Origin of the sequence: Citrobacter sp. RHBSTW-00017, from assembly GCF_013797615.1 — a bacterium.
Classification (GTDB): domain Bacteria; phylum Pseudomonadota; class Gammaproteobacteria; order Enterobacterales; family Enterobacteriaceae; genus Citrobacter; species Citrobacter braakii.
Window position 1 is genome coordinate 4,150,082 of sequence record NZ_CP056899.1, and the last position, 23,615, is coordinate 4,173,696.

Annotated in this window: 20 protein-coding genes; 6 read left to right on the forward strand and 14 right to left on the reverse strand. The window is 52.9% G+C overall.

Annotated elements, in window-relative coordinates:
* Positions 1 to 3 precede the first annotated feature (3 nt).
* The 9 genes from folA to HV037_RS20070 all read right to left on the reverse strand — a co-directional run bounded on the left by folA (position 4) and on the right by HV037_RS20070 (position 8,295).
* Entirely contained in the window at positions 4 to 483 is a 480-nt protein-coding gene (gene folA, locus HV037_RS20030; protein ID WP_016151662.1) for a type 3 dihydrofolate reductase, read from the reverse strand.
* A gap of 198 nt (positions 484 to 681) precedes the next feature.
* On the reverse strand, positions 682 to 2,544 hold the full coding sequence (gene kefC, locus HV037_RS20035) for a glutathione-regulated potassium-efflux system protein KefC (protein ID WP_181500137.1): 1,863 nt from the start codon (positions 2,542 to 2,544) through the stop codon (positions 682 to 684).
* Positions 2,537 to 3,067: a glutathione-regulated potassium-efflux system oxidoreductase KefF gene (gene kefF / locus HV037_RS20040; protein ID WP_016151660.1), complete on the reverse strand. Its 531-nt coding sequence runs from the start codon at positions 3,065 to 3,067 to the stop codon at positions 2,537 to 2,539. The genes kefC and kefF overlap by 8 nt, the downstream gene beginning before the upstream one ends.
* A gap of 103 nt (positions 3,068 to 3,170) precedes the next feature.
* Positions 3,171 to 3,404 carry a YgdI/YgdR family lipoprotein gene (locus HV037_RS20045; protein WP_103283468.1) on the reverse strand — a complete coding sequence of 78 codons (234 nt, stop codon included), beginning with the start codon at positions 3,402 to 3,404 and terminating at the stop codon, positions 3,171 to 3,173.
* 90 nt (positions 3,405 to 3,494) lie between these two features.
* Positions 3,495 to 4,838 carry an MFS transporter gene (locus tag HV037_RS20050; RefSeq protein WP_016151659.1) on the reverse strand — a complete coding sequence of 448 codons (1,344 nt, stop codon included), beginning with the start codon at positions 4,836 to 4,838 and terminating at the stop codon, positions 3,495 to 3,497.
* Positions 4,839 to 4,947: 109 nt separating this feature from the next.
* Positions 4,948 to 5,235: a ferredoxin-like protein FixX gene (fixX, locus tag HV037_RS20055; protein WP_000203736.1), complete on the reverse strand. Its 288-nt coding sequence runs from the start codon at positions 5,233 to 5,235 to the stop codon at positions 4,948 to 4,950.
* A complete protein-coding gene (locus tag HV037_RS20060) occupies positions 5,232 to 6,518 on the reverse strand; it encodes an FAD-dependent oxidoreductase (RefSeq protein WP_016151658.1) in 1,287 nt (428 codons plus the stop codon). The genes fixX and HV037_RS20060 overlap by 4 nt, the downstream gene beginning before the upstream one ends.
* A gap of 49 nt (positions 6,519 to 6,567) precedes the next feature.
* Positions 6,568 to 7,509, reverse strand: a complete 942-nt coding sequence (locus HV037_RS20065) for an electron transfer flavoprotein subunit alpha/FixB family protein (protein WP_101700368.1) — start codon at positions 7,507 to 7,509, stop codon at positions 6,568 to 6,570.
* 15 nt (positions 7,510 to 7,524) lie between these two features.
* Positions 7,525 to 8,295: an electron transfer flavoprotein FixA gene (locus tag HV037_RS20070; RefSeq protein ID WP_101700367.1), complete on the reverse strand. Its 771-nt coding sequence runs from the start codon at positions 8,293 to 8,295 to the stop codon at positions 7,525 to 7,527.
* 481 nt (positions 8,296 to 8,776) lie between these two features.
* Here HV037_RS20070 and caiT point away from each other — a divergent pair, with 481 nt between their 5' ends.
* The 6 genes from caiT (at position 8,777) to caiE (ending at position 15,907) form a co-directional block, all read left to right on the forward strand.
* A complete protein-coding gene (caiT, locus tag HV037_RS20075) occupies positions 8,777 to 10,294 on the forward strand; it encodes an L-carnitine/gamma-butyrobetaine antiporter (RefSeq protein WP_019078351.1) in 1,518 nt (505 codons plus the stop codon).
* A gap of 34 nt (positions 10,295 to 10,328) precedes the next feature.
* Positions 10,329 to 11,471 (forward strand): crotonobetainyl-CoA dehydrogenase, encoded by a 1,143-nt coding sequence (caiA, locus tag HV037_RS20080; RefSeq protein ID WP_003018898.1) that lies wholly within the window; start codon positions 10,329 to 10,331, stop codon positions 11,469 to 11,471.
* Between the two features lie 105 nt (positions 11,472 to 11,576).
* Positions 11,577 to 12,794 (forward strand): L-carnitine CoA-transferase, encoded by a 1,218-nt coding sequence (gene caiB / locus HV037_RS20085; RefSeq protein WP_019078349.1) that lies wholly within the window; start codon positions 11,577 to 11,579, stop codon positions 12,792 to 12,794.
* A 62-nt stretch (positions 12,795 to 12,856) separates the two neighbouring features.
* Positions 12,857 to 14,410: a crotonobetaine/carnitine-CoA ligase gene (caiC, locus tag HV037_RS20090; RefSeq protein WP_103283467.1), complete on the forward strand. Its 1,554-nt coding sequence runs from the start codon at positions 12,857 to 12,859 to the stop codon at positions 14,408 to 14,410.
* 54 nt (positions 14,411 to 14,464) lie between these two features.
* Positions 14,465 to 15,250, forward strand: a complete 786-nt coding sequence (gene caiD, locus HV037_RS20095) for a crotonobetainyl-CoA hydratase (RefSeq protein ID WP_019078347.1) — start codon at positions 14,465 to 14,467, stop codon at positions 15,248 to 15,250.
* 60 nt (positions 15,251 to 15,310) lie between these two features.
* Entirely contained in the window at positions 15,311 to 15,907 is a 597-nt protein-coding gene (gene caiE / locus HV037_RS20100) for a carnitine operon protein CaiE (RefSeq protein WP_049042508.1), read from the forward strand.
* 42 nt (positions 15,908 to 15,949) lie between these two features.
* Here caiE and caiF read toward each other — a convergent pair whose 3' ends face one another.
* The 5 genes from caiF to HV037_RS20125 form a co-directional block, all read right to left on the reverse strand.
* Complete coding sequence (gene caiF / locus HV037_RS20105) at positions 15,950 to 16,345, reverse strand: carnitine metabolism transcriptional regulator CaiF (RefSeq protein ID WP_016151651.1); 396 nt, start codon at positions 16,343 to 16,345, stop codon at positions 15,950 to 15,952.
* A 272-nt stretch (positions 16,346 to 16,617) separates the two neighbouring features.
* On the reverse strand, positions 16,618 to 19,845 hold the full coding sequence (gene carB / locus HV037_RS20110; RefSeq protein WP_016151650.1) for a carbamoyl-phosphate synthase large subunit: 3,228 nt from the start codon (positions 19,843 to 19,845) through the stop codon (positions 16,618 to 16,620).
* A 17-nt stretch (positions 19,846 to 19,862) separates the two neighbouring features.
* A complete protein-coding gene (gene carA, locus HV037_RS20115) occupies positions 19,863 to 21,011 on the reverse strand; it encodes a glutamine-hydrolyzing carbamoyl-phosphate synthase small subunit (RefSeq protein ID WP_103283466.1) in 1,149 nt (382 codons plus the stop codon).
* Between the two features lie 455 nt (positions 21,012 to 21,466).
* Positions 21,467 to 22,288, reverse strand: coding sequence for a 4-hydroxy-tetrahydrodipicolinate reductase (gene dapB / locus HV037_RS20120; protein ID WP_016151648.1), 822 nt, complete (start codon positions 22,286 to 22,288; stop codon positions 21,467 to 21,469).
* A 133-nt stretch (positions 22,289 to 22,421) separates the two neighbouring features.
* Complete coding sequence (locus HV037_RS20125) at positions 22,422 to 23,429, reverse strand: LacI family DNA-binding transcriptional regulator (protein WP_016151647.1); 1,008 nt, start codon at positions 23,427 to 23,429, stop codon at positions 22,422 to 22,424.
* Positions 23,430 to 23,615 lie beyond the last annotated feature (186 nt).

The window sequence follows — 23,615 nt, forward strand, 5'->3', positions numbered from 1 at the left end:
ACATTAACGACGTTCCAAAATCTCGAAGCAGTAGCTGTGGGAGTTTTGCGCGTCAGCATCGTGGAATTCACTGAACACTGATTCCCAGTCATCCGGTTCGTAGTCCGGGAAATGCGTATCCCCTTCAACTTCCGCATCAATGTGTGTCAGATACAGTTTCTGCGCTTTCGGCAGGAACTGCTCATACACACGTCCACCGCCAATAACCATAATTTCAGGTTCATCGCCACAGGCCGCGATCGCTTCCTCAACAGACTTCACCCACTGCACGCGATCGTCGGTGCCAGGCTTGCTGCTGATGACGATATTTTTACGCCCTGGCAACGGTCGCCCGATGGATTCCCACGTGTGGCGTCCCATGACAACCGGCTTGTTTAAGGTATTACGTTTAAACCAGGCGAGATCGGCAGGTAGGTTCCATGGCATGGCATTTTCCATACCGATGACGCGATCTACCGCTAACGCCGCAATCAGACTGATCATTGAATGTTTCCCGGATACAAAAAAATTGTCGCCACTATACGGAAAGCGCAATCTTTCGTCGACTGGCGGAAAGAGGATGAGCATGAAAATTTTCCGTTCTGCTGGCGAACCGACCTATTTAAGGTGGTACGCCAGCATTACAGTAGTTCAAAAACAGCCAATTAGCAGTAAAGTTTGCAGAACATCACATTTTTTACCCTATGCTGACGGTTTCACTTCCGGCTCATCGGCGACGTCGCCCGTATGCTTACCTTCATCCGTGCCTTGCCAGCCATGGCGTTGAATTAATGATAAGTGCTGACGATCTTCCGAAATAATTTCACTCAGCATTTCGCTGGTGCGTTTATATACCGCCGCGCGGGACGTTGCGTCATTTTCCCCTTTCACCATCTCCTCAACCATCAGCGTGTTGAAGCGGCGGAATACATCGGCCCGCTCACGCGCTTCATAGCGTCCAAGCCCAAGACCTTCCAGTGCCAGACGTCCGGTCTTCAGCGCGCCCTCAAAGGTTTCACGTTCCGGCATCTCCACGCCAGCCTGGCGCAGGCGGATGTAATGATCCACGTCGCGCGCACGGGCAATAATTTGCAGATGCGGGAAATACTGTTTCACCATTTCGGTCAGTTGCAGGCTGGTTTGCGGATCGTCAATGGCGTTAATAATAACTTCAGCTTTAGCCGCCCCGGCAGACTCCAGCAGATCCATCCGCGTCGCATCGCCATAGAAAACCTTCATGCCGAATTTACGCAGCGTTTCGATATGGTCCGGGTCATGATCAAGAACCACCATTTTGACCCCGCTCGACAACAACAGACGACCGGTTATCTGACCAAATCGCCCAAACCCGGCGATGATCACCCGAGGTTGTTCCTCGTCGATTTCATCTGCTTCCCGCTCTTCACCGGTCGCCGATTTTTCCAGACGCGTCAGAATTACCAGTAAAATCGGCGTCGCCGCCATCGACAGCGCCACCGCCAGCGTCAGAGATTTCGCCCAATCAGGATCAAGCACGTTTGCCATTTGCGCCGCGCCAAACACCACGAAGGCAAACTCACTGCCCTGCCCTAATAACACGGCAAACCATCTGCGCTGCTTGTTCGGCACCTGTAAGGGTTTCGCTATCAGCCACAGCATGACGGTTTTGATAACCAGGAAACCGACCAACAGAATGATAATGCGCAAGGGATTATCAATCAGCGTACCAAAGTCGATAGACATCCCGACGCCGATGAAAAACAGTCCCAGCAGCAGCCCTTTAAATGGCTCGATATCGCTTTCCTGCGCGTGACGATACTCAGAGCTTGCCAGCAGCACGCCAGCCAGGAACGCCCCCATCGCCATCGACAGTCCAACCTCTTCCAACAGCAGACCGAAGCCAAAAACGAGGAACAGCGCAACGGCACTGAATACTTCCCGCAGGCCAGAACGAGCGACAAAACGCAAGGCCGGACGCGTCACATAACGCCCCAGCAACACCACCAGCACCAGGGCGCTCGCCACCTTAAGGGCGGAGAGCGCAAACGCTCCAAGCGTTGTCGATGCTCCGCTCGCCGCAAGTAATGGGATCATCGCCACCAGAGGAATAGCGGCGATATCCTGGAACAGCAGCACGGCAAACGCGCTGCGTCCCATTTGCGAAACCATCAGGTTCCGCTCATTCATTGCCTGCATAGCAATAGCCGTGGAGGAAAGCGCCAGCGTCATGCCGATCAGTTCCGCGACCTGCCAGCGCAGGCCGAGGAACATACAGAACAAACCAATCAGACCGCCGCAAACCACCATCTGCAGCGCACCACCACCGAACACCGAGGCCCGCAGTTTCCACAAACGTTGCGGATCCAGCTCCAGACCGATGACAAACAGCATCAGCACCACGCCGTTCTCCGCAAAATGCAGGATTGATTCAGCGTCAGTCACCATCCTCAGACCCCATGGTCCAATAATGCACCCTGCGATGAGATACCCCAGCACTGATCCTAGCCCCAGTCGCACGGCAATGGGGACAATCAGCGCCGCCGATCCGAGATAAATCAGCGCCTGTATTAGCGTATGGTTATCCATGATGAACCTCCTGCCACTCCAACAGACGCTGTTTGTAATGACGCGCCTGCGCCTGCAGAGTTTCATCATCACAGATAAACGTACAGTGCATCGCAAACGGCGGCAGCCATTTGAGACCACAGTAGAGCGCTGTTGCCTGTAAGGGCTGGGAAAGCACATCAAATCCGGGATGGGAGCCAATATCAAAGTGGTTTTCGCCGCCGCCGGTCGTCACTGCCCACAGCAGATGTTTACCGTGGAGCGCAGTCCCGCCGTGGCCATATGCCCAACCGTGCGAAAGGACCTTATCCATCCACAGCTTGAGTAAGGGAGGTGTGCTATACCATTGCATAGGATGCTGCCAGATAATCAAATCAGCGCGCGCCAGCGCATCCTGTTCAGCGGCAATATCGATATTGAAGTCGGGGTAGAGCTGGTAGAGCGAGCGGATCTCCACGCCCTCCAGCATCCTTGCCTGTTCAAGCATCCGCTTATTCGCATGCGAGTGCTGCGGATAGGGATGCGCATAAATGATGAGGATCATGATTAGCCTGTTTCACTGCATTATTGTAATAACAGTGAGTTTAGTCAGTTAATCCGCAGGCTAACAGTCAATATTATTGAGTGGTTGAATGGAGAAAACTGAACTAGTTATCCAGTTCGCTCATATCTTTAACCTGATCGCGGTTAATTTGTTCCGTCTTACCCGTTTGCGCATTTTTGTACGACACCAGGCCTGTATCATCATCGATTTGCGGTTTGCCGTCGGTCACGATTGTTTTGCCATCGGTAGTTTTAACCGCCTGGTTCGAGGAGCAACCGGCTACGGTGAACAGTGCTGCTGCGGTAAAAATAGAGGTGATCAGAATATGTTTTTGCATGGTGTTCTCCCTGCTTTTCAGTCGTTTTCAGTGATATACCCGTTAACTGTAGGCTAACTGACTGAGTTGCAGGGAAAATACAGAACACTCCTAATAACCCGTCCTGGTCACGGGTTTACTGCGGATCGTCATTTGGCTGGTTTGCGCCAGCGTCAGGCCTCGCGTTTCCGGGGCGAAAGCGATGGACACGAGCAGGCCGATCAGCGAAATTCCCGCCCCCATCAACATGACATTACTGATCCCGTATTTGGTGATGAACACTGGTAGCGCCCAGGTTGAAACAATGGTGCCGATACGGCTTAAGGACATAATCACCCCGACGGCAGACGCACGAATATCGGTGGGAAACAGTTCGTTAGGGTATAGCCATTGCAGGTTTCCTGGTCCCCCAGAGAAAAATGCGTATACGGCAAACGCCAGCACCACCAGCCACGCGCCCATATCAGGGATTAACCCCAGCACGGCCAGCGCCAGCGTCATCATAATGAAGCTGCCAATTAACAGCGGTCGTCGGCCCGCGCTATTAAGCCAGAACATGGGAGGAATGCATCCCAACATAAAGCACAAGCTGATTACCACATTTCCCAACGCGGCGCTTTTCCCGGCACCAAGCCCCAGCAGCCCCACAATCTGCGGACCAAAAGTATAAATGGCAAACATCGGGATCACCTGACAAGTCCAGATAGCGGCGACAAACAGCACAAACGGGAAATGACGGCGATTAAATAGCTGAAGAAAGCGCGTCTCCTGCGGCGCTTCTTCGTCGAACACCACCGGTTCACCGAACAGTTTGATCATCATCTCCTCACACTCTTTCACCCGACCTTTACGCAGCAGCCAGCGCGGCGATTCAGGAAGATCGAAACGCCCAATCAGGATCAAAATGCAGGGGATCACCGCGCTGCCCAACATCCAGCGCCATCCGCCCTCAACATCATACAACCAGTAGCCGACCAGATCGGCACAGGTGGCGCCGACATACCACATAGCGGCGATAAAACCGATGGAGAAAGCGCGCTGGCGGGTATTGGAAAACTCGGTGATCATCGAGGTGGCGATTGGGTAGTCGGCACCAATTACAATGCCGATCAGCACGCGCATTACCAACAACTCAACGGGCGAGGAGACAAACATGGTTGCCGCCGATATCACGCCAATGGCGATAATATCGATAATGAACATTTTGCGCCGCCCGACCTTGTCGGAGATGTAGCCAAACAGCGACGTCCCCACAAACAGCCCCGCGAGCGTACCGGCGCCCAGCAGACCAATCCACTGCGCATCCAGTTTCAATGCTGGCGTGAGCTGTTCCAGTGCCACGCCAATCATCACCAGCACATAACCATCCAGAAACGGCCCACCGCTTCCCCACAGCATTATCCGGCGGTGAATAGAGGTGAATTTGATGTCATCAAAGTTCCTGGGCTGCTGCATGGTTATGTCCTGTTTTATTTTAACTTAATGCCTGATGACGTTACGCTTATCAGGCCTACGCATTGTTCCTGTAGGCCGGATAAGGCGAAGCCGCCATCCGGCACCAGGTTTAGCCGTAGCGGAACTCCACGCCAAACGTCCCACGCGGGTATTCCCATTTTTCCAGCGCTGTATCCAGTCCGAGAATGCGGCACGTTCCGCATTCCAGGCATCCGGCATAATCAAAACGTACGCTACCGTCATCCTGCTTTTTATACAGGCCAGCCGGACAGGCCTTAATCAGCACCTCCAGCGCCTGTTTATCAGGATCGGTTTTGAGAATGATATGCGGACTATCTTCATCCACATTGAACTTATTGACGCCCAGTTTGACGTCCACGTTGACGGGAGATGTCATAATACGGTCACTCCTTTCAGGCCATCTTTCATCAGGTTGATGAAGCCCACTTTCTTCGCATGGCGTAGGATTTTTTTACGCATTGGCACCGGTGCCGAACCATCCACGGTGAACAGGTCGCGCGCAATACTGACCGCCATTTCCGGATAAGCGGTAAACATGCGTGGGTTATCAAGAAAAGCGGGTAGCTTTTGATACATGCGCATATCGCGCATCGGGCCTTCGTCCAGATGCTGGCGGTATTCCTCCAGCGACTGCTTGCTAAAATCGTCGCGCTTCATTGCGGAAAGTACCGTTTTCGCCGCCGCTTCACCTGCGGATATGGCGAGATCCATACCGCGAATGGTAAAGCCTAGGTTCATACACATTCCGGCAGCGTCACCAGCAATCAATACGCCGTCCCCCACCAGTTCTGGCTGCATGTTGATACCGGCTTCCGGTACGACGTGCGCGGCATATTCCACCAGCTTGCCACCGGCGATCAGCGGGGCAACCGCCGGATGCTGTTTGAAATCTTCCAGCATTTGCGGAACCGATTTTTTCGCATCTTTCAGATGATGAAGGCCGCAGACCAGCCCCAGAGAAAGGGTCGTTTCATTCGTATAGAGAAAGCCACCACCCATCAACCCATCGGTGGGCGATCCGGCAAACAGACAGGCAGCCCCTTCGTTCCCTTGTAACTGGAAACGATCTTCAATTACCGATTTCGGCAACTCGATCAGCTCTTTTACGCCGACGGCAACATGCGATGCCTCGACGCGCTTTGCCATACCCAACTTTTCAGCCAACAGAGAATTCACTCCGTCGGCAAGGATCACTACTTTGGCTTCCAGAATATCGCCATCGGCTTCCACGCCCACGACTTTGCCCTCGCGCTGCACAACGTTATCCACGCGGATACCGGTGATGAGCTGAGCGCCCGCCTCTTCGGCCTGTTCCATCAGCCAGGCGTCAAATTTACTGCGTAAGACAGAGTAAGAAACCTGCGACGATTTGGCGTCTTCGCCGTTGCAATAGTCGATGGTCATCGCCCCTTTGTCGGTCATAAAGGCGAGTTTTTCGTGGGTGATGATGCGTTCAATGGGGGCCTGCTCAGCAAAGCCGGGAATGATGTTCTCCAGGCTATGCGCATACATGCGCCCACCGGTGACATTCTTCGCGCCAGCAGAATTGCCGCGCTCGATAACCAGCACCTGTGCGCCCTCCCGAGCCAGCACCAGCGCCGCAACCGAACCCGCCAGACCTGCACCCACGATGATGGCATCAAAGATATCTTCGGACATACGTACTCCTGTCAGCGGCAGGACACCTTCGCATCCTGCCCGAAATGGTTTAACGCGCTAAAGCAGCCGTCAGCGCAGGCAGGATCTTCAGCGCATCGCCAACGATGCCAAAATCCGCATACTGGAAGATCGGCGCATTTTTATCTTTGTTGATGGCGAAAATCGTCTGCGCGCCGTTGGCGCCGACCATATGTTGGATCTGCCCGGAGATCCCCACGGCCAGATACAGTTCCGGCTTGAGCATCAGGTTGGAGATGCCGACGTAGCGTTCATGTTCCATCCACTTCTCGTTTTCCGCCACCGGACGGGAGCACGCCAGCTCGGCACCAATCGTCTGGCACAGCGCCTCCGCCAGCGAGATATTTTCTTTGCTGCCGATCCCGCGTCCCACGCTGACCACCAGACGGGCTTTGTCGAGATCGACGCTGTTGCTCTGACGTGCCTGAGTTGCCGTACGAGTAACGGCTACAGCCGGAGCCTGCCATGACACACTGTGCACCTCGCCGCTGCGGGCGGTATCCGGTTGCTGCGCGTCAAACGTTCCACTGCTGAGCGTTATCACGGCGAACGGTGAAGCGATTGTTTCTGCCCCCATCGCCAGGCCGCCGTAGACCATATGTTTTACCGCCGCTTTTCCGTCCTGCACGGCGACTGCACTGGCGTCGTTGGAGACCGCTGCCGACAAGCGAAAACCCAGTTTTGCCGCTAACAGCTTGCCGCGACGCGTATTTGGCAGCAGCACCGCCCCGCCCTCGCTGTGCTGACGAATAGTTTCGGCCATCACATCAGCGTAGTCTTCGACCATACGCTCTTCTGGTTTGCCGCTGAGTAACCAGACATCATCTGCGCCTAAATGGCATGCCGTCGCGCAGTCCGCTTCACTCAGCACAAACGTGTTAACTTTTTCACCTAAAGCCTGCGCACCATTCATCAGTTCCGGCAGACGAGAAGGGGTATCGCTGAATACCCAGATACTGGAAAATTTGTTCATAACATCCCCTGATAATTAAATGATTTTGCGAAGATTCTCGACAAATGCGGCAATCTGTTCTTCACCGTCACCTTCAATTACAACGCGCTGACGCTCGCGCTGCTTCGGTGCAGCAACGTGTTGTTCGGAATATGCCTGCGCGCTGTTCAGGCCAATGTCTGCCGGCGACCAGACCTGAACCGGTTTTTTCGCCGCGCCAAGAATGGCTTTCATCGAAGGGATTTGTGGGGTATTGATGTCCGTTGAGACCGCGATCACCGCCGGAAGCGGAATGCTCAGAGTTTCGACTTCATCTTCCAGTTCACGCTCTACCGTCAAAGTGCTGTCAGTAAGAGAGAGGATTTTACTCACGCCGTTAATCGCCGGAATGTTCAGCGCTTCGCCCACCAGCAGACCAACCTGCTGAGCATAAAGATCGGAAGAACCGTCACCGCAAATAAGCAGATCGAAACCTGCTTTTTGCGCGGCGGCAGCCAGCGCGCTGGCAGTTTGTTGTGGCAGCGCCTGCTCAAATTGCTCGTCAATAACAACAATCAGTTCATCTGGGCCACGGGAAAGCACATCTTTTCGCCCTTTTGCATTGGTCAGCGCTTTGCCGCCGACGCTCATGGCCACAACCAGGGCCTCTCCTGACTGTTGTTTCAACTGACAAGCCGCTTCGATCGCATTCAGATCATACTGGCTTATTTTGCCATCCGCTTTGCTGAAATCGAGTGAACCATCAGCATTATTAATCGCAATATCCTGTTCATCAGGTACGCATTTGTAGCAAGTAATTATCTTCATTGCATCTCCAGAAATCATGAAGGAAACGTATTTATATCGGCAGTGTTAAATACAGATATCACGCTCTTTAATTCGGAAATAAAACCTTAATCACCAATATTGAAAATGTCACACATTGAAATTCGTAACTTTCAATAGTGTTATGCACCTCACCAATATTGAAAGAATCACGTCAAATATGAAAATTTTCAATATTGTCTGCGGGTTCAACAATATTGAACGCCAGTCACTTAAAAAAGTTAAAAAACCACATCCAACCAATTGATTATAAACAAAAAATATCAAATTTTTGAGCGAATTACTCAGCATAAAAAAGTGTGACGAAGATAACAGAACCACCCGATATGAATACTCATTATGGGTTACTCACTGAGGCGCTCCCAGAGGTTAAAAAGTTATCAACAAATCATTAATAATAAATAAACAAACGATCATGCACGGGCACGCTAAATAAGTTTCGTTTTCACACTGGAATTCACTTATGAAAAATGAAAAGAGAAAATCGGGAATTGAACCGAAGGTTTTTTTTCCGCCATTAATAATAGTTGGGATACTTTGTTGGCTAACTGTAAGAGATCTCGATGCCGCTAACGTCGTTATTAATGCGGTATTCAGTTATGTCACCAATGTCTGGGGCTGGGCATTTGAATGGTATATGGTCGTCATGCTCTTCGGCTGGTTCTGGTTGGTCTTTGGCCCGTATGCCAAAAAGAAATTAGGCGACGAAAAACCAGAGTTTAGTACCGCCAGCTGGATTTTTATGATGTTCGCTTCCTGTACATCCGCCGCGGTGCTGTTCTGGGGTTCCATCGAGATCTACTACTACATCTCCACCCCGCCGTTTGCTCTCGCGCCTAACTCCACGGGCGCGAAAGAGCTGGGCCTGGCGTACAGCCTGTTCCACTGGGGACCATTGCCGTGGGCAACCTACAGTTTCCTTTCTGTGGCTTTCGCCTACTTCTTCTTTGTGCGCAAGATGGACGTCATCCGTCCCAGCTCCACGCTGGTACCGTTAGTGGGCGAGAAGCATGCGAAAGGGCTGTTCGGCACCATCGTCGATAACTTCTATCTGGTGGCGCTGATCTTCGCGATGGGTACCAGCCTCGGTCTGGCCACTCCGCTGGTAACCGAGTGCATGCAGTATCTGTTCGGTATTCCGCATACGCTGCAACTCGACGCAATCATCATTACCTGCTGGATCATATTGAACGCCATTTGCGTGGCCTGCGGCCTGCAAAAAGGGGTCAAGATCGCCAGCGACGTGCGTAGCTATCTGAGCTTCCTGATGCTGGGCTGGGTGTTTATCGTCAGCGGCGCCAGCTTCATCATGAACTACTTCACCGACTCCGTCGGCATGCTGTTGATGTATCTGCCGCGCATGCTGTTCTATACCGATGCCATCGGTAAAGGCGGCTTCCCACAGGGCTGGACCGTCTTCTACTGGGCGTGGTGGGTCATTTACGCCATCCAGATGAGTATCTTCCTGGCCCGTATTTCTCGTGGTCGTACCGTCCGTGAACTGTGCTTCGGGATGGTGCTGGGCCTGACTGCGTCGACCTGGATCCTGTGGACAGTCCTTGGCAGTAACACGCTACTGCTGATGGATAAAAACATTCTCAACATCCCGCAGCTGATTGAACAACACGGCGTGGCGCGCGCCATTATCGAAACCTGGGCTGCTTTACCGCTCAGCACTGCCACCATGTGGGGCTTCTTCATCCTCTGCTTTATTGCCACCGTGACGCTGATTAACGCCTGCTCTTACACCCTGGCGATGTCCACCTGTCGTGAAGTCCGCGATGGTGAAGAACCGCCGCTGTTAGTGCGTATCGGCTGGTCCGTTCTGGTCGGCATCATCGGTATCGTTCTGCTGGCGCTGGGTGGTCTGAAGCCGATTCAGACCGCGATTATCGCCGGAGGATGTCCGCTGTTCTTCGTCAACATCATGGTGACGCTGTCCTTTATTAAAGACGCCAAAGTGCACTGGAAAGACAAGTAATTCTAATTAACCCAATTGATCAAGAGGCTGAAAGATGGATTTCAACTTAAATGACGAGCAGGAGCTGTTTGTCGCCGGTATTCGTGAACTGATGGCCAGTGAGAACTGGGAAGCTTATTTTGCCGAGTGCGATCGCGACAGCGTCTACCCTGAGCGTTTTGTTAAAGCACTGGCGGATATGGGCATTGATAGTCTGTTGATCCCGGAAGAACACGGTGGTCTGGAAGCGGGTTTTGTTACCGTCGCTGCAGTCTGGATGGAACTCGGACGCCTGGGCGCACCAACCTATGTGCTGTACCAGTTACCGGGCGGTTTTAACACGTTCCTGCGTGAAGGGACTCAGGAACAAATCGATAAAATCATGGCGTTCCAGGGAACCGGTAAGCAGATGTGGAACTCTGCCATCACCGAACCGGGAGCGGGATCGGATGTTGGCAGCCTGAAAACCACTTATACACGTAAAAATGGTAAGGTTTATCTTAATGGCAGTAAGTGCTTTATCACCAGTAGCGCCTATACCCCGTACATCGTGGTTATGGCGAGAGATGGTGCATCGCCGGATAAACCTGTTTACACCGAGTGGTTCGTTGACATGAGCAAAGCGGGTATCAAGGTCAACAAGCTGGAGAAACTCGGTCTGCGCATGGATAGCTGCTGTGAAATCACCTTTGACGACGTTGAACTGGACGAGAAAGACATGTTCGGTCGGGAAGGTAATGGTTTCAACCGCGTGAAAGAAGAGTTCGATCATGAACGTTTCCTCGTCGCGCTGACCAACTACGGTACGGCAATGTGCGCTTTTGAAGACGCCGCGCGCTACGCCAATCAGCGCGTGCAGTTTGGCGAAACGATCGGCCGCTTCCAGCTGATTCAGGAGAAGTTCGCGCATATGGCGATCAAATTGAATTCCATGAAAAACATGCTGCTTGAAGCGGCATGGAAAGCGGATAACGGCACCATCACTTCGGGCGATGCGGCAATGTGCAAATACTTCTGCGCCAACGCCGCGTTTGAAGTGGTCGATACCGCCATGCAGGTGCTGGGCGGTGTAGGTATCGCGGGTAACCATCGCATCACGCGTTTCTGGCGCGATCTGCGCGTTGACCGTGTTTCTGGTGGCTCTGATGAAATGCAGATCCTGACGTTGGGTCGTGCGGTACTCAAGCAATACCGCTAATTCAGCACGATTCGTAGGCCGGATAAGGCGTTTACGCCGCCATCCGGCAACATGCCCGGTGGCGCTGCGCCTACCGGGCCTACAAAAAATGCCAGGAGCAAAATTATGAATCATTTACCAATGCCAACCTTTGGCCCACTTGCCGGGGTACGCGTGGTTTTTTCAGGGATCGAAATTGCCGGCCCGTTCGCCGGACAAATGTTCGCCGAATGGGGTGCTGAGGTTATCTGGATTGAAAACGTCGCATGGGCCGATACCATCCGCGTGCAACCTAACTATCCACAGCTCTCACGCCGCAACCTGCACGCCCTGTCGCTGAATATTTTCAAAGATGAAGGCCGGGAAGCGTTTCTGAAGCTCATGGAAACCACCGATATTTTCATTGAAGCCAGTAAAGGCCCGGCCTTTGCTCGCCGCGGCATTACCGATGACGTGCTGTGGGAACATAACCCAAAACTGGTTATCGCCCACCTTTCCGGCTTCGGCCAGTTTGGTACCGAGGAGTACACCAATCTTCCGGCATATAACACCATCGCACAGGCGTTCAGCGGCTATCTGATCCAAAACGGTGATGTTGATCAGCCGATGCCGGCCTTCCCGTACACCGCCGATTATTTCTCCGGGATGACCGCGACGACAGCAGCGCTGGCAGCCCTGCACAAAGTACGCGAAACGGGTAAGGGTGAAAGCATTGATATCGCCATGTACGAAGTGATGCTGCGTATGGGTCAGTACTTCATGATGGACTACTTCAACGGTGGCGAAATTTGTCCACGTATGACCAAAGGCAAAGACCCGTATTACGCTGGCTGCGGTCTCTATAAATGCGCCGATGGCTATATCGTCATGGAGCTGGTCGGCATCACGCAAATCAACGAGTGCTTCAAGGATATTGGCCTCGCCCACATTCTTGGCACACCGGAAGTCCCGGAAGGCACCCAGCTTATCCATCGCGTGGAATGCCCTTACGGCCCGCTCGTGGAAGAGAAACTGGACGCCTGGCTGGCAACGCACACCATCGCCGAAGTCCAGGCGCGCTTTGCTGAGCTGAATATCGCCTGCGCGAAGGTACTGACCATTCCTGAACTGGAAGGCAACCCGCAGTACGTTGCCCGTGAATCCATTACTCAGTGGCAAACGATGGACGGCCGCACCTGCAAAGGGCCGAACATCATGCCGAAATTTAAAAACAACCCAGGGAAAATCTGGCGTGGCATGCCGTCACACGGCATGGATACCGCCGCCATTCTGAAAAACATTGGTTATAGCGAAGCAGACATAAATGAGCTGGTCGGCAAAGGCCTGGCCAGAGTTGAGGAATAAACGCGACGCGCTGACCCGCTGGTTGGTTAGCGCTCACGCCTGATTTCAGTGGATAAAGCATTATGGATATCGTTGGCGGACAAAACTTACGTCAGATGTGGGACGACCTGGCCGGGGTGTACGGAGATAAAACGGCGTTAATTTTCGAATCCTGCGAAGGAATCGTTCGGCAGTATAGCTATGCCTCGCTCAATGAAGAGATAAACCGCACGGCGAACCTTTTCCATTCCTTAGGGATCCGCAAGGGCGACAAGGTCGCACTGCATCTGGATAACTGTCCGGAATTTATCTTTTGCTGGTTTGGACTGGCAAAAATTGGCGCCATTATGGTGCCGATTAATGCCCGCTTGCTGGGCGAAGAGAGCGCCTGGATCCTGCAAAACAGCCAGGTGAGCCTGCTGGTCACCAGTGCCGATTTTTATCCTATGTACCGCCAGATACGGCTGGAAAATACCACTCCGCTAAATCATATCTGTCTGATTGGCGAGCAGCTTCCGGTTGACGACGGCGTGAGCCACTTTACCCAACTGCAAGCCCGCCAGTCGACTAATCTGTGCTATACGCCTGCGTTATCCACTGACGATACGGCGGAAATTCTGTTTACCTCAGGCACCACCTCGCGGCCTAAAGGGGTGGTGATTACCCACTACAACCTGCGCTTTGCGGGCTACTACACCTCCTGGCAAATCGCTCTGCGCGATGATGACGTCTATATGACGGTGATGCCCGCTTTTCATATTGACTGTCAGTGTACGGCTGCCATGGCCGCCTTCTCCGCTGGCAGCACCTTTGTGCTGGTGGAGAAGTACAGCGCCAGGGCGTTCTGGGATCAGGTGCGTAGATATCAGGCGACGGTCACCGAATGCATCCCGATGATGATCAGAACGCTGATGGTCCAACCCGCAGCCCCAACGGACAGACAGCATCACCTGCGCGAAGTGATGTTCTATCTCAATTTATCCGAACAGGAAAAAGATGCCTTTATCGACCGCTTTGGCGTCAGACTACTGACCTCCTACGGTATGACCGAAACCATCGTAGGCATTATTGGCGATCGCCCCGGAGACAAACGGCGCTGGCCCTCTATTGGTCGCGTGGGTTTTAGCTATGAAGCCGAAATCCGTGACGATCACAACCGTCCCCTGCCCGCCGGAGAAATTGGCGAAATTTGCATTAAAGGCGTGCCGGGAAAAACAATCTTCAAAGAGTACTACGCGCAACCCGACGCTACTGCCAAAGCGCTGGAACCTGAAGGGTGGTTACATACCGGTGATTCGGGTTACCAGGATGCGGACGGTTTTTTTTATTTCGTCGACAGACGCTGCAACATGATTAAACGCGGTGGGGAAAATGTCTCCTGCGTCGAGCTGGAAAATATTATTTCTGCGCATCCGAAAATTCAGGACATTGTGGTTGTCGGTATTAAAGACTCGATCCGTGATGAAGCCATTAAAGCTTTTGTCGTCCTTAATGAGGGTGAAACATTAAGCGAAGCTGAGTTCTTCAGCTTCTGCGAAAACAATATGGCGAAATTCAAGGTTCCTTCTTTTATGGAGATAAGAACCGACCTGCCGCGCAATTGTTCAGGAAAAATAATCAAAAAAAATCTGAAATAACCCCTCCGGTCGGAATTCCTCCGGCCGGGAAACCTAATTATCTGGAGATGAACTATGAGTGAATCATTACATCTGACCCGTAACGGCCCGATCCTGGAAATTACCCTTGACCGGCCTAAAGCCAATGCCATTGACGCTAAAACCAGCTTTGCAATGGGGGAAGCTTTTCTTAATTTTCGTGATGACCCGGAATTACGCGTAGCAATTATCACCGGCGGCGGAGAGAAATTCTTTTCTGCGGGCTGGGACTTAAAAGCGGCGGCCGACGGTGAAGCGCCAGATGCCGATTTTGGCCCAGGCGGCTTCGCTGGTTTAACCGAAATTTTCGACCTCGATAAGCCGGTCATCGCCGCGGTAAACGGCTACGCGTTTGGCGGCGGTTTTGAGCTGGCGCTGGCGGCGGATTTTATCGTCTGTGCGGAAAATGCCAGCTTCGCGCTGCCGGAAGCAAAACTCGGGATCGTGCCTGACAGCGGCGGCGTACTGCGTCTACCTAAACTGCTGCCACCAGCTATCGTCAACGAAATGGTGATGACCGGCAGACGAATGAGCGCCGAAGAAGCACTGCGCTGGGGTATCGTCAACCGCGTTGTCAGCCAGAGTGAACTGATGGATAGCGCGCGCGAACTGGCACAGCAGCTGGTAAATAGCGCCCCGCTGGCTATCGCCGCGCTGAAAGAGATTTACCGTGCGACCAGCGAAATGCCGGTGGAAGAAGGCTACCGGTACATCCGCAGCGGTGTGCTGAAGCACTATCCATCAGTGCTGCACTCGGAAGATGCGCTCGAAGGACCACAGGCATTTGCAGAAAAACGCGATCCGGTATGGAAAGGTCGTTAATGTGCCTATGCCGGATAAGGTATTTACGCCGCAATCCGGCAATAAAACCGAGATAAGACAATGAGCTATTACGCCTTTGAGGGCCTGATTCCGGTGGTTCATCCGGATGCCTATGTCCATCCCAGCGCTGTGCTGATTGGCGATGTCATTGTGGGGGCCGGGGTTTATATTGGTCCACACGCCTCATTGCGCGGTGACTATGGTCGCCTGATTCTGGAAGCCGGTTCTAACCTGCAGGATGGCTGCATCATGCACGGCTATTGCGACACCGACACTATCGTGCATGAGAATGGACACATCGGCCATGGCGCAATCCTGCACGGCTGCGTGGTGGGCAGAGATGCGCTGATTGGCATGAACAGCGTGATTATGGACGGTGCGGTGATTGGCGAAGAGAGCATTGTCGCCGCCATGAGCTTTGTCAAAGCCGGATTTCAGGGTGAGGCAAGGCAGATGCTGGTTGGTTCACCGGTTCGCGTACTGCGTGAAGTCACGGACCAGGAGCTGGACTGGAAACGGCTGAACACCAAAGAATATCAGGACCTTGTAATCCGCTGCCAAACAGGACTACACGAAACCTTGCCATTAACGCAGGTCGAAAAAAACCGGCCGCGCCTGAAAGGCACGACGGACGTAAAGCCAAAATCAGCACGGTAACTTATGCCGGAGAAGCGCTCACGCCGATCCGGCAAATCACCATTATCGACGCATGCTCTTGGAGAGCATCATCTGCCATTTCTGCTCACGGTTAAGCTCTGTTGGGGGAACCGCTGGCAGTCGCGGCGTTTTCGCCACACTCACCTTTTTTTCCTGCAAATTGTGATTCAATCGTCTGTAGAGATGAGAATCAATACTGATGACTTTCACCAAACGCTGGCACTGGCAGCCGCGGCCTGCAATTTGATTAGGGATCATCTTAACTTCACAAACAATTTCTCCCACTTCCGACAGAATATAAGAGAGCGTATTAATTGCTTTGCAGTGTTCAATATCAAAATGGCGGGAAATTTCCTTTGCTGTGATCCAACGATCTTCAGCCATCATCCAGTCAGCAATTAACAAATAAAGCGGTCTTTCAACATATTTTTCACACATAAGCACACCATTTCACAAATTAAAAATCTGGCTACGGCCTGTCCAAATAAATAAAAACTAAGCCATATTAAAATTGTGGATATAATGGATAGTATGCGACTTGAATGTTGATTAGTGTGAGCAATATCGTGCTTATTACATTGAAAATGTGGTTATGAAAGCACGGTTGGCCAGGAATGACCTTATGAGAGATAAAAAAGGGTTTCTTTACAGAAACCCTTTCCCAATTATATTGCAGGCCCGGTTAGCGCAATTATCACCGGGCCTTTTTTTTATGACTTTTTGATCTGCGCGTGCATTTCCTGAACCGAGGTCACCTTCTCGGTAGCATCGGCATTCAGCGCCATCGCCGTTGCGAAACCGCCGTTCAGGGTGGTGTCATAATGCACTTTGTACTGCAGTGCGCTGCGGCGAATCAGCTTGGAGTCTTCAATCGCCTGACGGCCTTCGGTAGTGTTGATGATGTAAGTGTACTCGCCATTCTTGATACGGTCCTGAATGTGCGGACGGCCTTCATGCACCTTGTTCACCAGACGTGGATTGATACCGGCTTCGCCCAGCACAATCGCGGTGCCGTGCGTCGCATCCAACTCGAAACCAAACTTCAGCAGCTTCGCCGCCAGGTCAACCACGCGCTCTTTATCGCCTTCGCGAACGGAGAGCAGCGCACGACCCTGTTTTTTCATGGTGGAGCTGCTGCCGAGCTGTGCCTTGGCGAACGCTTCCGCGAAGGTACGGCCCACGCCCATCACCTCACCAGTAGAGCGCATTTCTGGCCCTAACAGCGGATCAACGCCCGGGAACTTGTTGAACGGCAGCACCACTTCTTTTACCGAGTAGTACGGCGGGATAACTTCTTTGGTGACGCCCTGCTGTGCCAGCGTTTTCCCGACCATCACGCGCGCTGCAACTTTCGCCAACGGTACGCCCGTTGCCTTGGAGACGAACGGAACGGTACGCGCCGCACGCGGGTTCACTTCAATCAGGTAAACTTCGTTATTCTTCACCGCAAACTGGACGTTCATCAGACCGCGAACCTGCAGTTCGAAGGCCAGTTTCTGCACCTGCTGGCGCATCACATCCTGAATTTCCTGGCTCAGGGTATACGCAGGCAGAGAACATGCGGAGTCACCGGAGTGCACGCCCGCCTGTTCGATGTGCTCCATGATACCGCCAATCAGCACCATTTCGCCGTCGCAGATGGCGTCCACGTCCACTTCAACCGCGTCATCAAGGAAACGGTCCAGCAGTACCGGCGCATCGTTAGAAACGCTGACCGCGGTCTGGAAGTAGCGACGCAGGTCGGCTTCGTCGTAGACGATTTCCATCGCGCGGCCGCCGAGAACGTAGGACGGACGCACCACCAGCGGGTAACCAATCTCTTTCGCCTTCTCAACCGCCATTTCAATGGCGGTCACGGTGGCGTTCGCCGGTTGTTTCAGCTTCAGACGGTCAACCGCCTGCTGGAAGCGTTCACGGTCTTCCGCACGGTCGATAGCATCCGGGCTGGTGCCGATAACCGGCACGCCTGCCGCTTCCAGCGCGCGCGCCAGCTTCAGCGGAGTCTGGCCGCCGTACTGCACGATAACGCCTTTCGGCTTCTCGATGCGCACGATTTCCAGCACGTCTTCCAGCGTTACCGGCTCGAAGTACAGACGGTCGGAGGTATCGTAGTCGGTAGAAACGGTTTCTGGGTTACAGTTGACCATGATGGTCTCGTAACCGTCTTCGCGCAGCGCCAGCGAGGCGTGTACGCAGCAGTAGTCGAATTCAATGCCCTGACCGATACGGTTTGGACCCCCGCCCAGCACCATAATCTTGTCACGATCCTGAGTTGGATTCGCTTCGCACTCGTCTTCATAAGTGGAGTACATGTAAGCGGTGTCGGTGGCAAATTCTGCCGCGCAGGTATCCACGCGCTTGTAGACCGGGTGCAGGTTATATTGGTCACGCAGCTTGCGGATTTCCGCTTCGCGTACGCCGGCCAGTTTCGCCAGACGCGCATCGGCGAAACCTTTGCGCTTCAGTACGCGCAAGAAGTCAGCGTCGAGGCCGTTGATGCCAAGGTCTGTGACTTTTTCTTCCAGGCGCACCAGTTCTTCAATCTGCACCAGGAACCAGCGGTCGATGTTGGTCAGGTTGAACACGCCATCGACGGACAGGCCAGCACGGAAAGCATCGGCGATGTACCAGATACGCTCGGCACCCGCGTCTTTCAGCTCGCGGCGGATTTTGGTCAGCGCTTCCGGGTCATCCAGACTTACTTTCGGGTCGAAGCCGGTCGCGCCCACTTCCAGACCGCGCAGCGCTTTTTGCAGAGACTCCTGCTGGGTGCGGCCAATCGCCATCACTTCACCGACAGATTTCATCTGGGTGGTCAGACGGTCGTTAGCGCCAACAAATTTCTCGAAGTTGAAGCGTGGAATTTTCGTCACAACGTAGTCGATGGACGGCTCAAACGAAGCCGGAGTCCGCCCGCCGGTGATGTCGTTCATCAGTTCGTCGAGGGTGTAACCTACCGCCAGCTTGGCTGCGACTTTAGCAATCGGGAAGCCGGTTGCTTTGGACGCCAGCGCCGAGGAGCGGGAGACGCGCGGGTTCATCTCGATAACAATCAGACGGCCGTTTTTCGGGTTTACCGCAAACTGGACGTTAGAACCACCGGTTTCAACGCCGATTTCACGCAGTACCGCCATCGAGGCGTTACGCATGATTTGATATTCTTTGTCGGTCAGCGTCTGGGCTGGCGCAACGGTGATGGAGTCACCGGTATGGATGCCCATCGCGTCGAAGTTTTCGATGGAGCAGACGATGATGCAGTTGTCGTTTTTATCACGCACCACTTCCATCTCGTACTCTTTCCAGCCAATCAGCGATTCATCAATCAGCAGTTCGTTGGTTGGGGAAAGATCCAGACCGCGTTCGCAAATTTCTTCAAACTCTTCGCGGTTGTAGGCGATACCGCCGCCGGTGCCACCCATGGTGAAGGACGGACGGATAATGCACGGGAAGCCGACGTCAGCGGCAACCGCCAGCGCTTCTTCCATGGTGTGAGCGATGCCTGAACGTGCGGTATCGAGACCGATTTTTTTCATCGCGATGTCGAAGCGACGACGGTCTTCCGCTTTATCAATGGCATCCGCCGTCGCGCCAATCATGGTCACGCCGAACTCAGCCAGTACGCCCTGGCGTTCCAGCTCCAGCGCACAGTTCAGCGCCGTCTGACCGCCCATGGTTGGCAGCACCGCATCCGGGCGCTCTTTCTCAATGATTTTGCGTACCACTTCCCAGTGAATCGGCTCGATGTAGGTGGCATCGGCCATTTCCGGGTCGGTCATGATGGTCGCCGGGTTAGAGTTCACCAGAATAACGCGGTAACCCTCTTCACGCAGGGCTTTACAAGCCTGCGCGCCGGAATAGTCAAACTCACACGCCTGACCGATAACGATCGGACCCGCGCCCAGAATCAGGATACTTTTTATGTCTGTACGTTTTGGCATGGCTCTTTTACTCCTGATTATTTCGCGGACTGACGGTATTGCTCAATTAACTCGATAAAGTGGTCGAACAGCGGCGCAGCGTCGTGTGGACCCGGGCTTGCTTCAGGGTGCCCCTGGAAGCTGAACGCCGGTTTGTCGGTACGATGAATCCCCTGCAGGGTGCCGTCGAACAGCGACTTGTGGGTCACGCGCAGGTTGGCAGGCATGGAGGCCTCCTCGACCGCAAAACCGTGGTTCTGAGCGGTGATCATCACGGTGTTGTTATCAATATCTTTTACCGGATGGTTGCCGCCGTGGTGGCCGAACTTCATCTTAATGGTCTTCGCACCGCTTGCCAGCGCCAGCAGTTGATGGCCGAGGCAGATGCCAAATACCGGAATATCGGTTTCGAGGAATTTCTGAATCGCGGTAATCGCGTAGTCGCACGGCGCCGGATCGCCAGGACCGTTGGACAGGAAGATACCGTCCGGATTCATCTTCAGAACATCTTCAGCAGAGGTTTTCGCCGGCACAACCGTCAGGCGGCAGCCGCGATCCGCTAACATACGCAGAATGTTACGTTTAGCGCCGAAATCGTAGGCCACTACGTGGAACGGCAGTTCATCGGCGGATTTAGCTTCCGGCAGGTCACCGGCCAGCGTCCAGCTACCTTGCGTCCAGCTATAAGGCTCCGCGGTGGTCACTTCTTTCGCCAGATCCATGCCGTTCAGACCCGGGAAGGCTTTGGCTTTTTCCAGCGCCAGCGCCGCATCCGGGTTATCACCCGCGATAATGCAGCCGTTCTGTGCGCCCTTTTCACGCAGCAAACGCGTCAGCTTACGGGTATCGATATCGGCAATTGCCACAATATTATGGCGTTTGAGGTAAGAAGAGAGGTCTTCGGTATCGCGGAAGTTGCTGGCAATCAGCGGCAGGTCGCGGATGACCAGGCCTTGCGCATGTACTTGAGAAGATTCTGCATCGGCTTCATTGGTGCCGACATTACCGATATGAGGATAAGTAAGAGTGACGATTTGGCGGGAATAGGAAGGATCAGTGAGGATTTCTTGATAACCGGTCATTGAAGTATTGAAAACGACTTCCCCAACCGCCGAACCTGTTGCCCCTATGGCCCGACCGTGAAACTGGGTTCCGTCTTCCAGAACCAATAGCGCTGACTTAATCAAAACACCCTCCAGAGAATATTCACTCACTTTATTTGCATATTAATTCATTAACACCTCATGAATCAATGCAAATTTGCTTACCTATGGATTTCTGGCAAACGGCGGCATTCTAGAGATAGCCCACGTAAAAGTCTACCCAAAAGGGCATTTTTTATTATTATTTTACGCCACTGAGATAAAACACACGATTTAACAGGCAAAAAGATCAGCTAACTTGGGGTGGAAAACGCTTGCGGAAGATAAAGAGTGTAAAAACAGGAAGCGCGATAGATAAAAGTGGACCATTTGGTCAAAATTTACATTGAAATAACAAAATAACCCTGCAAAACATAAACAAATAGGTCATTAAATAAAAAATCAAATTAAAAAGCGAAAAATAAAAGGGCAATAAAATATTGCCCTATGTAATCAAATAGTTATGATTACAATAACCACATCACGAAGGGTAATAAAAGTTATAAACTGCGTAAATCAAGCACATCTTTCATATCAAAAAGACCGTTTGACTTTGATTTCAGCCAAATTGCCGATCGTACTGCGCCATTGGCAAAGGTCATGCGGCTGGAGGCTTTATGCGTGATCTCAATGCGCTCGCCAATATCGGCAAACATCGCGGTATGCTCACCAACGATATCTCCCGCCCGCACCGTGGCAAAACCGATCGTACCGGGTACGCGCTCACCGGTGTAACCTTCACGCGAATAGACGGCACACTCTTTTAAATCTTTATCCAGCGCCCCGGCAATCGCCTCCCCCATCGCCAGCGCAGTGCCTGACGGCGCATCCACTTTATGACGGTGATGGGCTTCAATAATCTCAATATCGGTGTAATCACCCATCACTTTCGCCGCCTTCTCCAGCAGCTTAAGCATGACGTTAACGCCAACGCTAAAGTTCGCGGCGAAAACGATAGCAATGTCCTGCGCAGCATCACGAATAGCCTGTTTGCCCGCGTCATCAAAGCCAGTGGTGCCAATCACCATCCCTTTACCGTGCTGGCGGCAAAACGCCAGATGCGCCAGCGTGCCTTCCGGGCGAGTAAAATCGATGAAAACATCAAAATCATCTTTCACCGCCTCAAGACTACTTTGCACGGTAACACCCGTTTTACCGGCTCCCGCTAACTCTCCGGCATCGCTTCCCAGCAAAGAAGAACCTTCGCGCTCCAGCGCCGCGCCGAGCTGTACGCCATCCATGCCAAGAGTGGCCTGAATCAACTGACGCCCCATGCGCCCTCCGGCTCCCGCGATGGCAACGCGGATTTGTGCATCATGCATAGCTATTCTCTTTTGTTAATTTTACGTAAATCGTTTTCAGATTAACCAGCACATCGCTGCGCCGCCAGCCGAAAACGTCGATAATTAGAATTTAATGATAAACAGGGAGAGATATCAGTAAAAGGCATGACGATCAGCGAAAACCACATGATTCTCTGACCACCAGCGCAGGTGGCAGAATAATGCGTTTCGGAGGTTCGTCATTTCCCTGAATGCGACTATAAAGTAGCTCCCCAGCCTTGCGACCTATCTCTTTTGCGGCCACCGACACGGTGGTGAGCGCAGGTTGTACCAGCGCCGCTTCGGTGATGTCATCGAACCCCACCAGCGCAAAATCGCGCCCTGGTTCACGCCCCATTTTACGTAATGCCTGCATAACCCCAAGCGCCACAATATCCTGATAACAAACGGCGGCGGTAATTTCCGGGAACCGCATAAGAAGCGACTCTGCCACTTTTGCGCCGTCAATCTGGCTGGCCTGCGTCGCCACTATCCATTGCGGATTCGGCGATATTCCCTGCTCCAGCAACGTGCTGGTGAATCCACCGATACGCTGTGCCCGGCTCCCGGAACTTGGGCTACCACCGATAAACGCAATATTCTTATGCCCCATTTTGACTAAATGGGTGGTGGCCATTTGCGTACCGAGAAAGTTATCGGTTCCCACAAAATCAAAATCAGGATCGCTAAGAGGTCGAACCACCATGATGGCGGGAATATTGCGCCTTTTCAGCGCCTCGAAGAAGGAGGTCGGTGTTTCGCGCGCCGCGCAGAGCACCATGCCGCAGGCATTATTGCGCATCAACGAGTCGACAAATTTTTGCTGCCTTTCTCCTGACTCTTCACTGTTTGCCAGAAACAGAAGCAGGTCATGCCGCTCCATCTCATGGCTTAGCCCTGCAGTCATCTCACCGTAAAAAGGGTTAGTGATATCGTGTAACAACAATCCGACCTGATTACTGCTCCGGTTACGCAGGTTGGCGGCGGTTTGATTATAAACGTAGCCGGCATCGTCCAGCGCTTTGAGCACCCTGTCACGTGTGGCCTGAGAAATGCGCCCCCGGTTACGCAACACCATTGAAACGGTTGCCGTGGAGACTCCCGCGCGTTCAGCAACCTGCGCCAGCGTGACTGTAGTCATGACCTCTCCTGTTTATTTCGAAGGTTAATCGAATAACCGAAATATTGCCTTTTTACGTGTGATTCACATCACGCTAACGTGCATTTCACCGCACTGGATTCTGATTATGGCGGGTTAATCGCGTTAACCACACTATGAAAATAAGGTTAATCGATTAATCTTAAATAAGCCAACACGGAGACAGAA

What these genes read in the sequence shown, in the direction of transcription:
- folA (WP_016151662.1), bottom strand. Translation starts at nt 483, where the DNA reads ATGATCAGTCTGATTGCGGCGTTAGCGGTAGATCGCGTCATCGGTATG.
- kefC (WP_181500137.1), bottom strand. Translation starts at nt 2,544, where the DNA reads ATGGATAACCATACGCTAATACAGGCGCTGATTTATCTCGGATCGGCG.
- kefF (WP_016151660.1), bottom strand. Translation starts at nt 3,067, where the DNA reads ATGATCCTCATCATTTATGCGCATCCCTATCCGCAGCACTCGCATGCG.
- HV037_RS20045 (WP_103283468.1), bottom strand. Translation starts at nt 3,404, where the DNA reads ATGCAAAAACATATTCTGATCACCTCTATTTTTACCGCAGCAGCACTG.
- HV037_RS20050 (WP_016151659.1), bottom strand. Translation starts at nt 4,838, where the DNA reads ATGCAGCAGCCCAGGAACTTTGATGACATCAAATTCACCTCTATTCAC.
- fixX (WP_000203736.1), bottom strand. Translation starts at nt 5,235, where the DNA reads ATGACATCTCCCGTCAACGTGGACGTCAAACTGGGCGTCAATAAGTTC.
- HV037_RS20060 (WP_016151658.1), bottom strand. Translation starts at nt 6,518, where the DNA reads ATGTCCGAAGATATCTTTGATGCCATCATCGTGGGTGCAGGTCTGGCG.
- HV037_RS20065 (WP_101700368.1), bottom strand. Translation starts at nt 7,509, where the DNA reads ATGAACAAATTTTCCAGTATCTGGGTATTCAGCGATACCCCTTCTCGT.
- HV037_RS20070 (WP_101700367.1), bottom strand. Translation starts at nt 8,295, where the DNA reads ATGAAGATAATTACTTGCTACAAATGCGTACCTGATGAACAGGATATT.
- caiT (WP_019078351.1), top strand. Translation starts at nt 8,777, where the DNA reads ATGAAAAATGAAAAGAGAAAATCGGGAATTGAACCGAAGGTTTTTTTT.
- caiA (WP_003018898.1), top strand. Translation starts at nt 10,329, where the DNA reads ATGGATTTCAACTTAAATGACGAGCAGGAGCTGTTTGTCGCCGGTATT.
- caiB (WP_019078349.1), top strand. Translation starts at nt 11,577, where the DNA reads ATGAATCATTTACCAATGCCAACCTTTGGCCCACTTGCCGGGGTACGC.
- caiC (WP_103283467.1), top strand. Translation starts at nt 12,857, where the DNA reads ATGGATATCGTTGGCGGACAAAACTTACGTCAGATGTGGGACGACCTG.
- caiD (WP_019078347.1), top strand. Translation starts at nt 14,465, where the DNA reads ATGAGTGAATCATTACATCTGACCCGTAACGGCCCGATCCTGGAAATT.
- caiE (WP_049042508.1), top strand. Translation starts at nt 15,311, where the DNA reads ATGAGCTATTACGCCTTTGAGGGCCTGATTCCGGTGGTTCATCCGGAT.
- caiF (WP_016151651.1), bottom strand. Translation starts at nt 16,345, where the DNA reads ATGTGTGAAAAATATGTTGAAAGACCGCTTTATTTGTTAATTGCTGAC.
- carB (WP_016151650.1), bottom strand. Translation starts at nt 19,845, where the DNA reads ATGCCAAAACGTACAGACATAAAAAGTATCCTGATTCTGGGCGCGGGT.
- dapB (WP_016151648.1), bottom strand. Translation starts at nt 22,288, where the DNA reads ATGCATGATGCACAAATCCGCGTTGCCATCGCGGGAGCCGGAGGGCGC.
- HV037_RS20125 (WP_016151647.1), bottom strand. Translation starts at nt 23,429, where the DNA reads ATGACTACAGTCACGCTGGCGCAGGTTGCTGAACGCGCGGGAGTCTCC.